Genomic DNA, 14,913 nt, shown 5'->3' on the forward strand with positions numbered 1-14,913 from the left:
CCAGAAGGAAGCGCCATGGCAGCCACACCCGACATACGTCCGGTCGGGGATCTCCCGGACGAGATCGGCAAAACGGCCGCTCGCGAACTCTCGTTCAACGGCATCACCAGCCTCCGGCAGGTGGCCGACCACTCGAAGAAGGAACTGCTGGCCATCCACGGCGTCGGTCCCAAGGCGATCGCCATCCTCGGCGACGCACTGGCCGCGAAGGACCTCGAGTACAAAAGGTCCTGATCAGCCTGCGCCGACCGTTCTTCGTCGCGTTCGGTGGGTGGGAACGTGGTGGAGTGTGTCCTGACCGGATGCGGGGAACACGGCCCGTGGCCTGGTGCATCGCCACACTCGACCAAAGGACCGGGCTCTTCAGTGGGATGGGCACGGCCGTATCCGGCGCACGTGGGGCGCTGCGGGCGCTCACCGACGGCGTTGCCGGGGCCCGCGGTCCTCGCCCCTCACACGCAGGCGCCCGCCGGGCACCGGCTCTGCGGTGCCCGGCGGGCGCGGTGCTGTCGCGGGTTACCGCTCCGGTGTGATGCGCATGAAGGTGACCGAGTGCGCCGGGAAGGTGTGGGTGAACGTGCTGTCCACACCGTCGACGGTGGAGGTCTCCGGGCTGACGGGCCGGTCGGTCGCCGTGTTCTCGGCGGCCGGGTCGGCCTGCAGGACGGTCAGCTCGGCGGTGGGCTCCACCTGCGCGGAGCCCAGGTCGATCGACGTGCGGGCCGCCTCGCCCTGGGCGTTGACGACCTTGACGATGAACTCGCCGGTCTGCTCGTCGCGCGTGACCACCTGGCGGAACGGCTCGGGTTCGGGCGCGGTGAAGCCGCCCCACTCCTCGCCGTCGAGGTAGAGGGTGACGTCGCGGTCGCGCACCTCGACGCGGATGTCGTAGGCGCGGCCGGCCTCCACGGTGGTGCCGTCGGAGACGATGAGGCTCTTCGCGCCTCCGGAGGCACGCTCCACCGCGGACTGGGTGTTGTTCCACCCGCCCAGGTTCCACCAGTAGTAGTCGCCGGTGCCCTGGACGCCGAACCCGACGAGGAAGCCCTCGGCGCCCTCGCGCTTGGTGGCGGTCACCTCCAGGTCGTAGTCGGTCCACCCGGGGTCTCCGGCGGTGACCATCGTGTTCTCACCGGAGGTCTCGGTCTGCACGTAGGCGCCGTTCTCGACGGTCCAGTTCCCGGCGCCGGTGATGTGGGTCCACTGGTCGGCGCCGGAGGAGAAGTCGTCGGTCAGCAGTGCCTCACCGTCTGCGGAGGTCACGCGGACGTCGTCGTACTCGGCGCTGGTGTTCCAGGTGGACAGTCCCACCGCGCCGGTGATCGGTCCGCCGACACCAGGGGTGCCCGAGGCGGTGCTGGGCACCACACGGTCTCCGGTGTTGGTGGAGAACAGCCGCTGCACCTCGTAGTTGGCCGAACCCCAACTGGTGCTGTTGTCGAACCAGATCATGTCGGGGGTCCACTGGGTGTTCCACTCCGCGGCCAGCAGCGGGGCGTAGGAGACCATCTTCACCACGTCGGCGTTGCGCTCCAGCCCGGTCATGTAGGCGGCCTCGGCCAGGGCGTTGGAGAACTGGTTGCCCTGTGAGGCGAACTCGCCCAGGTAGACGTCGGGGCCCTCGCGGTCGTAGGAGTCGTAGCGCTCGTTGTTGGCCAGGAACCAGGCCGGGGAGTTGTAGTAGTGCTCGTCGACCATGGCGACGCCGTGCTCGCGGTTGAGCTCCCAGGCGCGCTCGAAGACGCTGCCGCCGGAGGCCGGGCCGGAATTGCCGACCACGGTGATGTCGGGGTACTCGGCCTCGATGGCGTCGCGGAACCGCAGGAAGCGCTCGAAGAACTCTTCGGGTAGGTTCTCCTCGTTGCCGACCTGCACGTGGGTCAGTCCGAACGGCTCGGGGTGGCCCATCTCGGCGCGCACGCCGCCCCACTCGGAGTCGGCCGGGCCGTTGGCGAACTCGATCAGGTCCAGGGTGTCCTGGATGTGTCGCCGCAGCAGCTCGGGATCGTCGGTGGCCCGGTTCTCGCCGCAGCCGGTGACCAGGGCGGGCACGACCGGCAGCGGCATGGCGCCGAGGTCGTCGGCGAACTGGAAGTACTCGTAGTAGCCCAGCCCGTAGGACTGGTTGTAGCCCCAGAAGTTGTGGTTGGTCGCACGCTCCTCGACCGGACCGACCGTGTCCTTCCACTGGAAGGAGCGCTCGCGCGGCCAGTCGGGGGCTTCGTAGGCCTCGTGGCTGCCGGTGTTGACCAGGCAGCCGCCGGGGAAGCGGACGAAGCCCGGGTCGAGTGCGGCGATCTTCTCGGCGATGTCCGTGCGCAGGCCGTTCTCACGGCCCTTGAAGGTCTCACGCGGGAACAGCGAGACCATGTCCAGGCCCAGCACGCCGCCACCGCTCCCGGTGACCGACAGCCGGCCGGTGGTGCTGGAGCCCGTGGCGGTCAGCGTGCCGGTGTACCGCGCCCAGTCGCCCTGGACTTCCAGGGCCAGCGGCTCGGCCAGCGGATCGCCCTGGGCGTCGTGCAACCGCACGGTCAGCGGAGCGGCGCGGCCCGGGGACTTCGCCCACACCGAGAAGTCGTACTCCTCCCCCTCGGTGACGGTGATCCCGGTGGAGTATCCGCTGTTGGCCACGCCGTATTCGCCGCCGTCGGCGGGCAGTACGACCCGGAGGTAGTTGCGGTTGCGCTCGTTGAGACGGCCGTCGTCGTTCACCACTTCCGCCTGGACGTTGGCCTTTCCGGTGGAGATCTCCTCCCAGGCGGTCATGGAGGTGTAGTTCTCGTTGTCCGCGGTGCTGTATTCGAAGGAGCGGTTCTGTACCAGTTCGGCGTACAGCCCGCCGTCGGCCGCGTGGTTGATGTCCTCCATGAATATGCCGTACATCTGGTCGCTGATCCGCGGCCCGGTGGCGGAGGGGTCGATGTCGATGCTGTAGTCGGTCGCTGCCGACGCGGGGGCCGCTGCGGACACGACGCACAGCAGTCCGGTGAGCAGCGCGCACGTGGCGCGCGCTGATTTCCTTCTGTTCGCTCGCAAGTCTTCTCCGGGGGGTGTGCCGCCGACGGGGGGGCCGATCGGCGGTTGCGGGATGTTTCGGGTCGCGGCGATATGAGGGATGTCAGCGCCGATAGGCGTCATTAACAGAGGACAGGGCGCACGTATTACACGGTCCTTGTCCCGGTGTTCGCTATTTGTATGTTAGCGCTAACATCCCTGGGTGTCGTCGAACGAATTCGGCCGGTTGAAGTATTTTCCTAGGTATAGCTCCGCGGCCACGAGAGTGTCAAGGGGTGTTCCGCGGGTGAAATCCGCACAACGGTTTCGCCGTGGGAACGGAAACCGCGGTGTGCGGCGGCGGCCACTCCGTCTCCTCCGCCGCTCCGGGCGCCGAGGACCACGGGTTCACCACCGATGTCTGATCCCTGGTACACATCCGCCGAGCCATCGAGGAAACCGGCTCTTCGCAGTTGAGGGTGTAGTCCGGTCGACGCGTCGGTGGCCGGGTAGGGGTCGAGGTCTCCCGAGGATGGGGGTGACTATGATCTCGGGCTCGAAGTGCTCGGGCAGCGGTTGGAGCCCGATCGGGCGATTCTCCGGTGCCGGTGTCCTGTCGCACGCGACCTGCTCAACTCGCATCCGTTCTGCTCACGTTCGGCGAGATTCGCGGACGATCTGCGCGCCGGAGAGCGCCCGCGCAGGTCAGGCACCCACGCATCCGGCGATCCGCGAGCAGATCGAATGAGAGAACCGTCAGGAGTGAGCAGGTCATCTGCGAGTCCCCGCCGCCGGGTTCTCATTTGATCTGCTCAGCGCCCTGGTCACAGCCTCGCGCGGTGCGCAGGTCGACTGCGAACGGACAGCCGGGTTGTCGAGCCCGACAGATGGTGTCGTCGCTGCGGATGCCCTGGCGCGGCCAGGGACACGGTGGTCCGGCGGTTGGCGCACGAGCCGTTCGGGTGGCGGCCCACGGTGTTGGAGGTCAGCCTCCGCCGATACCGTTGTAACGCCGCCTCCGACGACCCGGAACACGGACCGACGACGCGCCGCGAGCCGTCAGTCGCCGACGCTGCCGTCGATCATCTCGCGCAGGATGTCCGCGTGGCCCGCGTGCCGGGCGGTCTCCACGATCACGTGCAGGTACATCCACGTCAGCTCCCTGCCCCGCGGTGTGGTGACGGCGTAGTCGAGGCTGTGCTGGGCGGCGATCTCGCGGGAGCGGTCGCACTCCGCCTGGTAGGCGGCGATGACGTCGTCGAGCTTCTCGTTCGGCTCCAGCCGCAGGTCGGCCTCCGGGTCTGCGTCGGTCCACGGCGGCGTGGGCAGCTCCGCGGCGGGGATCTGCCCGATCTGCTCGGCGAACCCGCCCAGTTCCACCCACCGCAGGTGTTTGATCAGGCCGCCGAGGTTGGTGCCGGTCGGCACCGGGCTGCGCCGGGCGTCCTCCTCCGACACCCCGCGGGCCTTGCGCACGACGGCGTCGCGCAGGTAATCCAGGAACGTCTCGAGCTGCTCGCGCTCGCTGGCGGCGAACACGCTGCCGAGGATCTCACCGGGTCTAGTCATGGCCGGAACATAGCACGCGGGCCGACCCTCGCACCGGGGCTATTTTTGGGCTCTTCGCAGTCGAAGTTGAGGGTGTAGTCCGGTCGGCGCGTCGGTGGCCGGGTAGGGGTCGAGGTCTCCCGAGGATGGAGGTGACTATGCCGCCCATCTGGAAGACCTCGACGTGTCTGACGCTACCTTCGCCCGCCCTGACCTGACCACGTTCGCTCGTCTTGATGATCTCGGGCTCGAAGTGCTCGCGCAGCAGTTGGAGCCCGATCGGGCGATTCTCCGGTGCCGGGTTGTCGAGCCCGACAGATGGTGTCGTCGCTGCGGATGCCCTGGCGCGGCCAGGGACACGGTGGTCCGGCGGTTGGCGCACGAGCCGTTCGGGTGGCGGCCCACGGTGTTGGAGGTCAGCCTCCGCCGATACCGGTGCACCGGGTGCGGTCACGTGTGGCGCCAGGACACGTCGCGGGCCGCCGAGCCGCGGGCGAAGCTGTCGCGACGTGGCCTGTGGTGGGCGCTGGAAGCCCTGGTGTGCCAACACCTGAGTGTCGCCTGCGTCGCCGACGCTCTGGGGGTCTCGTGGAACACCGCCAACGACGCGGTCCTGGCCGAGGGCCGCCGGGTCCTGATCGACGATCCGCACCGCTTCGACGACGTGCAGGTCATCGGCGTGGACGAGCACGTCTGGCGGCACAACCGGCGTGGCGACAAGTACGTGACCGTGATCATCGACCTGACGCCGATCCGCGACGGCACCGGGCTGGCGCGGCTTCTGGACGTGGTCGCCGGCCGCTCCAAACAGGCGTTCAAGGCCTGGCTCGCCGAACGGGACAAGTCCTGGCGCGACAATATCGAGGTCGTCGCGATGGACGGGTTCACCGGGTTCAAGACCGCCACCGCCGAAGAGCTAACCGAGGTTGTGCCGGTGCTGGACCCCTTCCACGTCGTCCGTCTGGCAGGCGACGCCCTGGATCAGTGCCGGCGCCGGGTCCAGCAAGCCACCCACGGGCACCGAGGCCGCACCGGCGATCCACTATATGCCGCGCGACGCACCCTGCACACCGGCGCCGACCTGCTCACCGAGACCCAGCAGCACCGGCTGACGGAGCTGTTCGCGGCCGACGCCCACGTCGAGGTCGAAGCCACCTGGGGCATCTACCAGCGGATGATCGCCGCCTACCGTGAGCCCGACCGAACCCGGGGCCGCGAGCTGATGAGGCAGTTGATCGAGTCGATCAGCCGAGGCGTCCCCAGCCCGTTCAGCGAGATCATCACGCTCGGCCGCACCCTGACCAAGCGCGCCGCCGACGTGCTCGCCTACTTCGACCGGCCCGGCACATCCAACGGCCCCACCGAAGCGATCAACGGCCGCCTCGAACACCTCCGCGGCTCCGCCCTCGGGTTCCGCAACCTGACGAACTACATCGCCAGATCACTACTCGAGACTGGCGGCTTCCGACCCCAACTACACCCTCGATTGTGAAGAGCCAGGAAACCTTCGGTGTGGTCCCTGCCGACCCATCAGGGGTGTGGCGGCTGCTGCGCACCATGGGAGGGTCGCCCCTGGCCTACCGTCACCGTTACGCATCGGGGAGAGGGGGCGCGCTACGGGTGAAGTCCACCGCGTGCTCGGCGGTATCGATGAGCTCCTGATAGGTGATCACCTCGATACGGCTGAGGTGGCTGTTGTAGACCCGCAGAGCCCCGTGGAACGCACGCGGGTCCTCCTCGGTGCGCCGGGGATGCCCGATGACCACCGTGGCCTGGCACCGCCGGACGTCGATCCGCCACGTCTTCCGGGTCTCCTCGCGTCGCTCGTCGAGTGACACGAAGTAGTCCATGACCTGCTCGACCGCACGGTGTACCTCCGCGCTCGGAATCAGCCGTCCGCGTTGGTGGGCCACCACCTTGGTGTTGGCCCGTTTGATCTCGATGGCGTGGAGTACGCCGTCCGGTCGCAGCAGCGGAAGGTCGATCTCCGTCCCGGGGGCGAGGAGGCGGCGTGTCGCCAGGTCGACGAACCGGCCGCCGAGGATCCACGGGTTCTTCTCCCGTGCCCGTTGCAGGTCGGCCTCGACCGCGTTGGGGTTGGGGCCGTTCGGCCCGAACAGGTCGGGCGGAGGAGCACGAAAGGGCCCCGCCGGAGACCCTGTGCCGGCCTCCCACCACCCAGCCGCCACCAAACACGGCCCGCCCTCTCGTGGGGTACGGCGGGCCGTGTCCTGGCTCCTACTCCTCCGCCGGAGTAACGGGTTTGCCCATGGCCTTGGAGACCAGTTGGAGAAGAAGCTCGGACCTGGCCGCGTGGAAGGCGTCGAAGTCGTCCGCGCGCAGGTGCGCTGAGCCGATCAGGTGCCGTTCGAGGTAGGAGTCCATCTCCCGGGCGTCGATCTTGGCCACCGACTCCAACTTCCCCAGGTACTTGCTGGGGGCGTGGCTGCTGATATGCCGGTTGGTCTTGGCCGACAGCGGGGTCTTGTTGACGACGCTGTCGTACCTCTCCTTGTCCAGCCCCTGATCTGCGCACCACTTCTGGGGAAAGATGTGGTGGATGTCGACGGCGTGATCGAAGTAGGTGTTGTCCTTGATGCTCTCCCCGGAGCGCAGATCGGTGACGTTCCGCTGGAGCAGCAGCGCGTAGATTCCCTTGTAGGCCGCACTGTTGCGAGTGCGCAGGGTGTCCAGCCGACCAGCGGAGAACTGTGCCTCGTCCACGGTCCGCGGCGGCGTGTCCCCTCCCTTGGCCCAGGCGACGACCTCCGGCAGGTCTCGAGCGAACCGCGACTCCGTGCTCCCCCCGTACATCTCGCCGAGGATGCCGCACCAGAACCACCGAGAGATCGCCGTGCGCGCTGTATGCGTCTTGGCTTCCTCACCGAGGGTGGCGAAAACGGCCGCCAGAGGGATGATCTGGGTCCCGTAGGGCAGGAACCGGGTGTCGTACACACATTGCCCGTAGAGGAACTCGGACGCGGTCAGGAGCGCGTCGACGGCTTTGTCCGCCCACTCCAGGTAGTCCTCCAGGGAGAGCCGGAGCATCTCAGTGCGTCGGCAGCCGATCCGCGGCGCCTTGTCGGGATCACGCCCATCGGCGATCCACCGGTGGTGCCTGGCCTGGGTCGCCAACAGGGTGACGATCTGCAGGAAGTCGGTGTCGCGCACGTCCCACAGGGCCCGGTACATCGGGTTGCCGCTCCATGCCTGGTGGCGCTTGGCCCAGTCCGTGCGCAGCTCGAACTCGTCGGCGGCGAAGGTAGCTGTGAGGAGTTCGAAGACGGTGAGCGGCTCACCGCCCGTGTTGACCTTCTCGAAGACCTGGCACACGGCCTCGCGCGGCGTGGCCTTGTCCAGTTCGATGATGGGGAACTGGTACTTCTCGAAGCGGTCCACGACGTCCTTGTCGAAGCGCTTCCACAGTTCCAGCTTCGGTTTGGCGTAGTCGTGGTGCTCCCTGAAGCCGTCCGCCCAGTCGCTGGCGTCCATGACCTGGGTGAGAGGGAAGAGCCCGGCGGCGTACTCCTTCTCCGGCGTGGAGCAGTCCACCACCACCTCCTTGCGGAAGTTGCGGACGACCTTGTCCTTGGGCAGGAACCTGATCGCCTGTCCACGGTCCACTGCGGGATCCACCGCGGCCTCGATGTCGAGATAGAACCACCCCGACACCTTCCTCTTGCGCTCATCGGTCGTGCGTACCGGCTCGTCCAGGCAGAGCGCCTGGTAGAGCGAGGTCATGCGCTGCTGGCCGTCGAGGATGAGCGACTCGGCCTTCTTCTCCGCCTCGGAGACCCCCTCGACCGGACGCTGCCGGAACCGGGTCTCCCCACCCGCGCCCAGGAACATGAGGGTGCCCACGGGATAGCCCTGCGAGATGGAGGCGAGCAGGCTGGCGATCCCCGACTGGGACCAGACCCACCCCCGCTGGAAGTCGGGGAGCTGGATACGGCCGTCGCCGACTCTGCGCAGCAGCTCGGCGAGGAACTCCTTGGTGCTGTGGAAGGTATCTACCGCCATGGGGGGTCCTGTCGTCGTTGCCGTGTCGGGAGATCGGGGTCAGAGCTGGACGAAGCGAGTCGGTTCCGCGAGAAGGGCGCGCGCCCCGTCCACGTCGGCCAGACGGGCGGAGAGGGTGCGCTCTGCCAGGTGCTTGGGCAGCGCCGCGTTGAACTTGAGTCCGTCCAGGGCACGCACTCCCACGTCGGGCAGGGTGACACGCTCTTGGGCGGATTCCTTGGCCGCCGCCCACGTCCGGGGATCCAGGTCGGCGTTGAGCCGGAGGCAGGCGTCGTTGGGCTGCTGTTTGGGATCGGCCGCCCGCCCCAGGGTCGCGGCCAGGGTGAGGTTGGCCCGGGCCCCGGCCCAGGTCCACCAGCGCAGGTCGCCGTTGCTCGCTCGGAGGATCACCGATCCCCCCGGATGAACGAGATCAGTGTGGTCCTCTCTGGCTTCGGCCAGCGCGTTGACCGCCCTGCTGGTGAGTTTCACTCGGGGGTCGGCGCCCAGCAGCACTTCGCGTACGGCGCGCGTGAGGTGGAAGAAGGAGCCGAGGTGTCCTCCCGAGTCCCACTTGGCCTTGCCTCCGCCGCCCTCGACGGGTTCGACGAAGCACCGCTGCCTGCGCCAGTCCACCCAGGTGACCACCCAGGTGCGTCCGGCCAGCAGCAGCCGGCGCGGTCCGGTCTGCTCCTCGTCGGCGGCCAGCAGCGCGGGATCGATGCGGCCGATCTCGGTGCGCCCGTGCAGAGCGGTGAACTGCGGGGGTGCGGTGAAGACGCTGGTGAGTTCCATGAAGTGGCGGTGCCCGAAGCGCTTCTCGGCCTCGGGGCCGATCATCATCAGGCCGCCGTCCAGGTCGATGAATCCCTCGCGGATGAGGTGGGCGGCGATCGGCGCGCCCTGGTGGAAGGGTTCCAGGTCCCCCCACCACTCCGGCCACAGCCGCTCCCCCACCTCGGGTTCCTGCAGGCACAGCGCCAGGAGCTGCTGGGCGACGATGTGCCGGGGTTCGGGCGTGGGCACCACGGGCTCCACCCAGTGCTGCCCCCACAGGTGCAGGAGCCCGGCCGCGTCCAGGAGCCCGGCCTTGTCCACGGCCAGGAACAGGCAGTTGCGCTGGCTCCCCGTCCTGCGTCCGGTCCGGCCGACCCGTTGCAGGAAGGAGGCGACGGTGCCGGGCGCGTTGATCTGGATGACCCGGTCCAGGTCGCCGACGTCGATGCCCAGCTCCAGCGTGCTGGTGGCGACGATGACGCAGTCCCTGGCCTCACCGAAGGCCGCCTCGGCGCGGCGGCGCTCGTCCAGGGACAGTGAGGCGTGGGACAGGAAGGTGGTCACCCCCAGCTCGCGCAGCGCGTGGCCCAGTTCCTCCACGTACTTGCGGGAGTCGCAGAACACCAGGCGCTTCTCGCCCCGGTGCAGGGAGGCGATGACCTTGGCGGCGTTGTGCAGTGAGCCCACGTAGTCGAGTTCGACCTCCCCGGGCGGTGGCTCCTCCGGGACCCGGCCCGGTTCCGGCAGGCGCACGCCGGGGGCGATCACCCGCCCGGGACGCTTGCCCGCCATCGATCCCTGCAGCCAGGTGAGCAGGTCCTCGGGATTGCCGACCGTGGCAGACAGCCCCACCCGCTGGATGGGGCGCCCCGCCACCCGGCTCAGCCGCTCCAGCACGGCGAGCAGGTGCCAGCCGCGGTCGTCTCCGGCGAAGGCGTGCACCTCGTCCACGACGATGCCGTGCAGGTTCCGGAAGAACTCACGGTGGTCGACCTTGGTGCTCACCAGCATCGACTCGATCGACTCCGGCGTGGTGAGCAGGATGTCGGGTCGCCGCCGCAGGATGCGCTGGCGTCCCGCATGTGAGACGTCCCCGTGCCACAGTTCGGCCGTGCGCCCCAGCCACCCCGCGTAGGCCTGCACGCGCGGCAGCAGGTTGTTGAGCAGCGCCTTGATCGGGCACACGTACAGCAGCGACAGCCCCTCCCCCGACCGCCCGGCCATCGCGGTCAGCAGGGGGAACAGCGCGGCCTCGGTCTTGCCCCCGGCGGTGGGCGCGAGCAGGACCGCGTCGTCGCCGTCGATGATCGGCGCCAGCGCCTCACGTTGCAGGGGCCGCAGTCCCGGCCAGCCCAGGGTGTTGACCACGTGATGGGCCAGGGTGGGATGGAGGAGGTCGAGGCTGCCCGCGCCCGTCTCGCCCGCTGCTCCCGAGGTAGGGCTCACAGGTCCAGTTCCACCTCGTCGGCGCTGGCGACGCGCTGGACGTGGGCGCCGCGTTCGACCTCGGTCAGCTCGCTCGCCCCGACGGTGAGGCTGTAGTGGCGCCGGGGATCGAAGTCGTCGTTCTGGTCGACCCGGTCCATGACGTCCACGAGCTTGCGCAGGTAGAGCCGGGGGGCGATGCCGATCTTGCCACCCAGCTCCCCCGCCACGGCTTCGGCGAAGGCCAGCAGGTAGCTGTCGTCGACCCGGCTTCGCACCCGCTGGGAGTGGTCGGCCCCTTCGGCGTACAGCTCCCGGACCGCCACGCCCAGGTCGTGGAGCTTGTCCAGGTCGAAGCCGGTCAGCCGCACCTGGGCCGCGCGCAGGTTGTCGTGGCGCGGGTCCGGCAGGAAGTCGGTGGCCATCCGCTGGGCGAGCGGCGCCAGGCGCTGGACGCCCTGGGGGCCGTCGAAGAAGGCGGGGGTGCCCGTGATGACCAGGTACAGCCCGGGGAACTGGTTGTTGGCGATCTCGTCCAGGAGTTGGCGCAGCGCGTTGAGGCCCTTCTCCCGGGTGTCGGTACGGGCCCGTTGCAGGGTTTCCAGCTCGTCCAGGACCACGAGCAGGCCCGGATGGCCGCAGTCGCGCAGCAGCACGAGCAGGCCCTTGAGCGCGGACAGGGCGCCGAAGTGGTCGAGGTCGCCCTTGATCCCCGCGTAGCGTTTGGCGGCCGAGGCGACGTTGGGCTGCCCGCCCAGCCAGGCGATGAGCGCCTCGGCGATGGCCGGTTCGCCCTCGGCCTGGGCGCGGTGGTAGCCGCGCAGCGCTGCGGCGAACCCGGGATTGGTGGCCGCGACCTCGGAGAGCCGCCCCTCCAGCAGCGTCGTGACGGCGGCGTTGAGCGCGTCCTCGTCGTCCTCGCCCACCTCGCCGGCGGCCAGGACGTCCTCCTCCAGGGCGTAGACCCAGTTGTCGACCAGTTCACGCAGGGCGCTGGGCGGCTGGGTGGCGGTGGTGAGGCGTTCGGTCAGCCGCCGGTAGACGGTCTCCAGCCGGTGCAGCGGGGTCTCGGTCTCGGAGATCTGGATCTCGGTGACGGCGAAGTTGGCGCGTTTGGCGCGCTCCCCCAGCCAGCGCACGAAGAAGGTCTTGCCCGCGCCGTACTCTCCGCGTACGGCCTTGAAGCCCGCGCCTCCGGCGGTGACCGTCCCCAGCTCCTTGTCCAGGACCGACTCGAAACGCTCCAGTCCCACGGCGAACAGGTCGAGGCCGCTGTGGGGCACGGTGCCGCGGCGCAGCGCGCCGACGACCTCCTCGCGGCGTACGGGGCTGACGGAGTTCACGGTCAGGCTCCTTCGCTCAGGAACTGCTGCTGGAGCAGGGCGGTGTTGAGTTCGGCGCTGCGCTCACCGTCGGGCAGGGTCAGCACGGGGTAGGCCTCGACGTTGAGGACCTTGACGACCATCTTCAGGAAGCGCACGGCCCGCTGCGGCGCCTCCGCCTTGCCCGCCGCCCGCGCGGCGGTACTGACCGGCAGACGGGGGTTGGCCCCGCCCACGGCGGCCAGGGCGTCGATGACCGCCGCGACCTCCTGCGCGCCGGGGGCACGGGGTGTGCGGGCCACGCTGGCCTTGAAGGCGGATGAGGCGACCACCTTGGTGCCGAGTGTGTCCGGGACCAGGGCCTCGTCTCCGAAGAGGGCGGGCGCCTGAGGGTCGGCGGCGCGTTTGGCGGTCTTGCGCCGACCGGTGGTGGCGGGCTCCACGGGGGGCGCGGGCGCCTGGGCGGTGGCGCTTTCCAGGGCCTGGGACCACCACAGGGGTTCGAGCTGGGCCTGGCTGAGCCTGACCCACCCCTTGGGCGTGCTCTCCGGTACGGGGACGAAGGCCAGCACGGGGATGACCATCTCGGCCGCGGAGAAGCCGCCGTGGTAGCCCTCCTTGCGGTCGGTGTAGCGGATGTCCTCGCGGTAGGGCACGACCAGGCGGCCGTCGCCGAACAGGACCCGCTCCCCGGTGGCCACGACCTCGCCGTCCCCCGCTTCCCCGGTGCGGTAGCGGGCGGACTCGCCCGCCTGGGTCTTGACCGATTCCCTGCGGTCCCACACGTGGCCGTGGTCGGAGGTCAGCAGGACGGAGCGTCCCGCCCGGGCCGCCGCGTCGAGCAGGGAGGCGAGTTTGCCGATCTGCTCCAGGCGCCAGGTGGGGCTGTTGCTCTCGCGTCCCTTGGCCAGGGCGTCGTCGATGGTGTTGAGGACGACGGCGACGGCGGTGTCGGTCTCGTCGATGCTCTCCTGCACCTTCAGGGGCAGGTGCAGTCCCGCGCCGGTCTCCAGGTCGCGCTGGTGGTACAGGACCGCCTTGCGCCGACCGAAGGCCGGTGTGTTCCACAGTGCGCTGAACCCGGCGCGTTCGGTGTCCTGTTTTCCGGTGGTCAGCCGACCGCACAGCAGCGAGGCGCGCGAGCAGTTGGTGGTGGAGGGGACGGTGGCCAGGACGCCCCGGCGTCCGGCGGTGTCCTGGCTCCCCCGTCCGATCTCGGCCATGCGGCCGCGGGCGTTGATCTCCTCGGCCAGTTGGACGGCCACCTCGACGCTCATCCCGTCGAGAACGATGGTCAGGGGCGCGCGGTCGTCGGCCAGGGGCCGGGCGAAGTGGTCGAGCAGTGTCTCCGCACGGGGTTGGTGGTCGGTGGCCGAGTGGCCGCTGTTCCAGGTGTTGACGATGGCGGCGAAGCGCGCGTCGACGTCCGCGCGCCACCGGCGCGCGTGCTCGTAGAGGCGGCCCACCGCCTGGTCCAGCGCGGGGACCGCGGTGTGGCAGTGCCACAGCGCGGAGGCCGCTCGGTCCACCCATCCGGTGTCGTCCACGTGCGCCTGGATCCACTCGCGGGCGGTGGTGGGCGTGTCCTCGCCCATGGGACCGTCCTCGGTGCCCAGGGCCAGGCGACGCAGGAGACGGACCGCGTTGAGCGCCGTCTGGCCGGTGGCCTCGGTCTCGTCGTGGCGTCGGTGTCCGCGCAGCCGTTCCAGCGCGGCCTCCACCTCGCGCAGGTCCTGCGGGAGGAGCGGGGCGCCCGGGCCGTCGGCCTGGGACGAACCCAGGACGGCGTTGATCTGCTGTCCCAGATCCGCCAGGCGTGCGTGCAGGCCGGCGTCGAGGAGGCGGCTGGCCCGGGCGACGGGTGCGGCGTCGAGCTGGCCGAGCAGTTCCTCGGCCCTGCGGATGGTCTCCGAGGCCTGCTCCTGGTCGTGGCCGTCCAGGAGTCGCAGGAGAGCAGCGGCGCAGGCGCGTCCGAAGGCTTCCACGTCCTTGGCGCCGGGCTGCTGGACACCGAAGTAGCGCTCCTGTGCCCGGATCCAGGCGTTGTTGGCCGTCTGATCCCCACGGGCGGCGTCGGCGAGTTCGGACAACGCCAGTCCGATGGGTACCGCGTCCAGGACCAGGTCCCGGTCCAGCAACCGGAAGAGCACCCGGGGCACCGCGCCCAGTCCGTTCTCCAGCTCGGCGCGCAGCTCGTCGCGTTCGTCCTCGTGCAGGCGGTTGAAGGCGTAGACGGCGTCGGGGTCGCGGCTCCACTCCAGCAGCGCGGCCCCGTCGATCTGCTCTCCGGGTTCGCGTCCGAAGCGCACGGAGGCGGCGATGGACAGGGCCTGCTCGAGTTTGAGCACGCCCGCGCCCAGGCGCAGTTGCCGGGTGGCGCGGATCTCTCGGAGCGTGTCGGCGAGCCAGCCCCAGCGGCGCGAGTACAGCCGCGGGTCGATGCCGGTGACCTTCAGGTCGACGGCGAGCAGCTCCCAGTTGTTGACGCGCACCACGTCCTCGCCCAGGAAGCGGCCCAGCAGCGCCTCGCCGAACTCGGCCGGTTCGCGCGGAGTGAGAATGACCAGGTAGTCGGTGTCCTGGCGCGGTCGGCTGAGTTCGCGCACGGCACCCAGCACGCTGTCGGAGCCGACCACCCGTACGCGCAGGTCGTTTCCGTCGAAGGACATGGTGAAGGTGTGGGGGCCGTCCCAGTGCGGGTCGGCGGACAGCGCCAGCGCGCGGGCCACGGAGGCCGGTCGGCCCTTTTCGACCCGCTGCTGGTCGGCCTCCAGCGCGCGGCGCAGGGCGCCGGCGACGGCTTCCTCGTTCACTCGGCCCAGGGCCGGGCCGGACACGGCGGTGC

9 protein-coding genes and 1 pseudogene are annotated in these 14,913 nt (G+C 69.8%); 3 read left to right on the forward strand and 7 right to left on the reverse strand.

Translation table 11 applies throughout. The annotated features are described in order from the left end of the window. The first annotated feature begins 15 nt into the window (after positions 1–15). On the forward strand, positions 16–234 hold the full coding sequence (locus NOSIN_RS11165; protein WP_077690673.1) for a helix-hairpin-helix domain-containing protein: 219 nt from the start codon (positions 16–18) through the stop codon (positions 232–234). Between the two features lie 282 nt (positions 235–516). Here NOSIN_RS11165 and NOSIN_RS11170 read toward each other — a convergent pair whose 3' ends face one another. Next, entirely contained in the window at positions 517–3,039 is a 2,523-nt protein-coding gene (locus NOSIN_RS11170) for an alpha-L-arabinofuranosidase C-terminal domain-containing protein (RefSeq protein WP_227014380.1), read from the reverse strand. Positions 3,040–3,864: 825 nt separating this feature from the next. Here NOSIN_RS11170 and NOSIN_RS11175 point away from each other — a divergent pair. Next, positions 3,865–4,005: pseudogene (locus NOSIN_RS11175) on the forward strand (ISL3 family transposase); the annotation flags it as partial. 51 nt (positions 4,006–4,056) lie between these two features. Here the strand turns inward: NOSIN_RS11175 and NOSIN_RS11180 are convergent. Further along, complete coding sequence (locus NOSIN_RS11180) at positions 4,057–4,566, reverse strand: DinB family protein (RefSeq protein WP_077690675.1); 510 nt, start codon at positions 4,564–4,566, stop codon at positions 4,057–4,059. Between the two features lie 163 nt (positions 4,567–4,729). Here NOSIN_RS11180 and NOSIN_RS11185 point away from each other — a divergent pair, with 163 nt between their 5' ends. Further along, on the forward strand, positions 4,730–6,037 hold the full coding sequence (locus NOSIN_RS11185; RefSeq protein WP_077690676.1) for an ISL3 family transposase: 1,308 nt from the start codon (positions 4,730–4,732) through the stop codon (positions 6,035–6,037). A gap of 97 nt (positions 6,038–6,134) precedes the next feature. Here NOSIN_RS11185 and NOSIN_RS11190 read toward each other — a convergent pair whose 3' ends face one another. Genes NOSIN_RS11190 through pglZ form a run of 5 tightly spaced genes read right to left on the reverse strand, consistent with a single transcriptional unit; the run spans position 6,135 to position 14,881 of the window. Then, on the reverse strand, positions 6,135–6,734 hold the full coding sequence (locus NOSIN_RS11190) for a Shedu anti-phage system protein SduA domain-containing protein (protein ID WP_170293644.1): 600 nt from the start codon (positions 6,732–6,734) through the stop codon (positions 6,135–6,137). A gap of 49 nt (positions 6,735–6,783) precedes the next feature. Continuing rightward, positions 6,784–8,565 carry a GmrSD restriction endonuclease domain-containing protein gene (locus NOSIN_RS11195; RefSeq protein WP_077690678.1) on the reverse strand — a complete coding sequence of 594 codons (1,782 nt, stop codon included), beginning with the start codon at positions 8,563–8,565 and terminating at the stop codon, positions 6,784–6,786. Positions 8,566–8,604: 39 nt separating this feature from the next. Further along, the gene (locus tag NOSIN_RS11200) at positions 8,605–10,767 is read right to left on the reverse strand and encodes a DEAD/DEAH box helicase (protein WP_077690679.1); all 2,163 of its coding nucleotides are present in this window, start codon (positions 10,765–10,767) and stop codon (positions 8,605–8,607) included. Beyond that, positions 10,764–12,089, reverse strand: a complete 1,326-nt coding sequence (gene brxD / locus NOSIN_RS11205) for a BREX system ATP-binding protein BrxD (protein ID WP_077690680.1) — start codon at positions 12,087–12,089, stop codon at positions 10,764–10,766. The genes NOSIN_RS11200 and brxD overlap by 4 nt, the downstream gene beginning before the upstream one ends. 2 nt (positions 12,090–12,091) lie before the next feature. Beyond that, positions 12,092–14,881, reverse strand: coding sequence for a BREX-2 system phosphatase PglZ (gene pglZ / locus NOSIN_RS11210; protein ID WP_077693541.1), 2,790 nt, complete (start codon positions 14,879–14,881; stop codon positions 12,092–12,094). Positions 14,882–14,913: the final 32 nt, after the last annotated feature.

Origin of the sequence: Nocardiopsis sinuspersici, assembly GCF_001998325.1 — a bacterium.
Lineage (GTDB): Bacteria > Actinomycetota > Actinomycetes > Streptosporangiales > Streptosporangiaceae > Nocardiopsis > Nocardiopsis sinuspersici.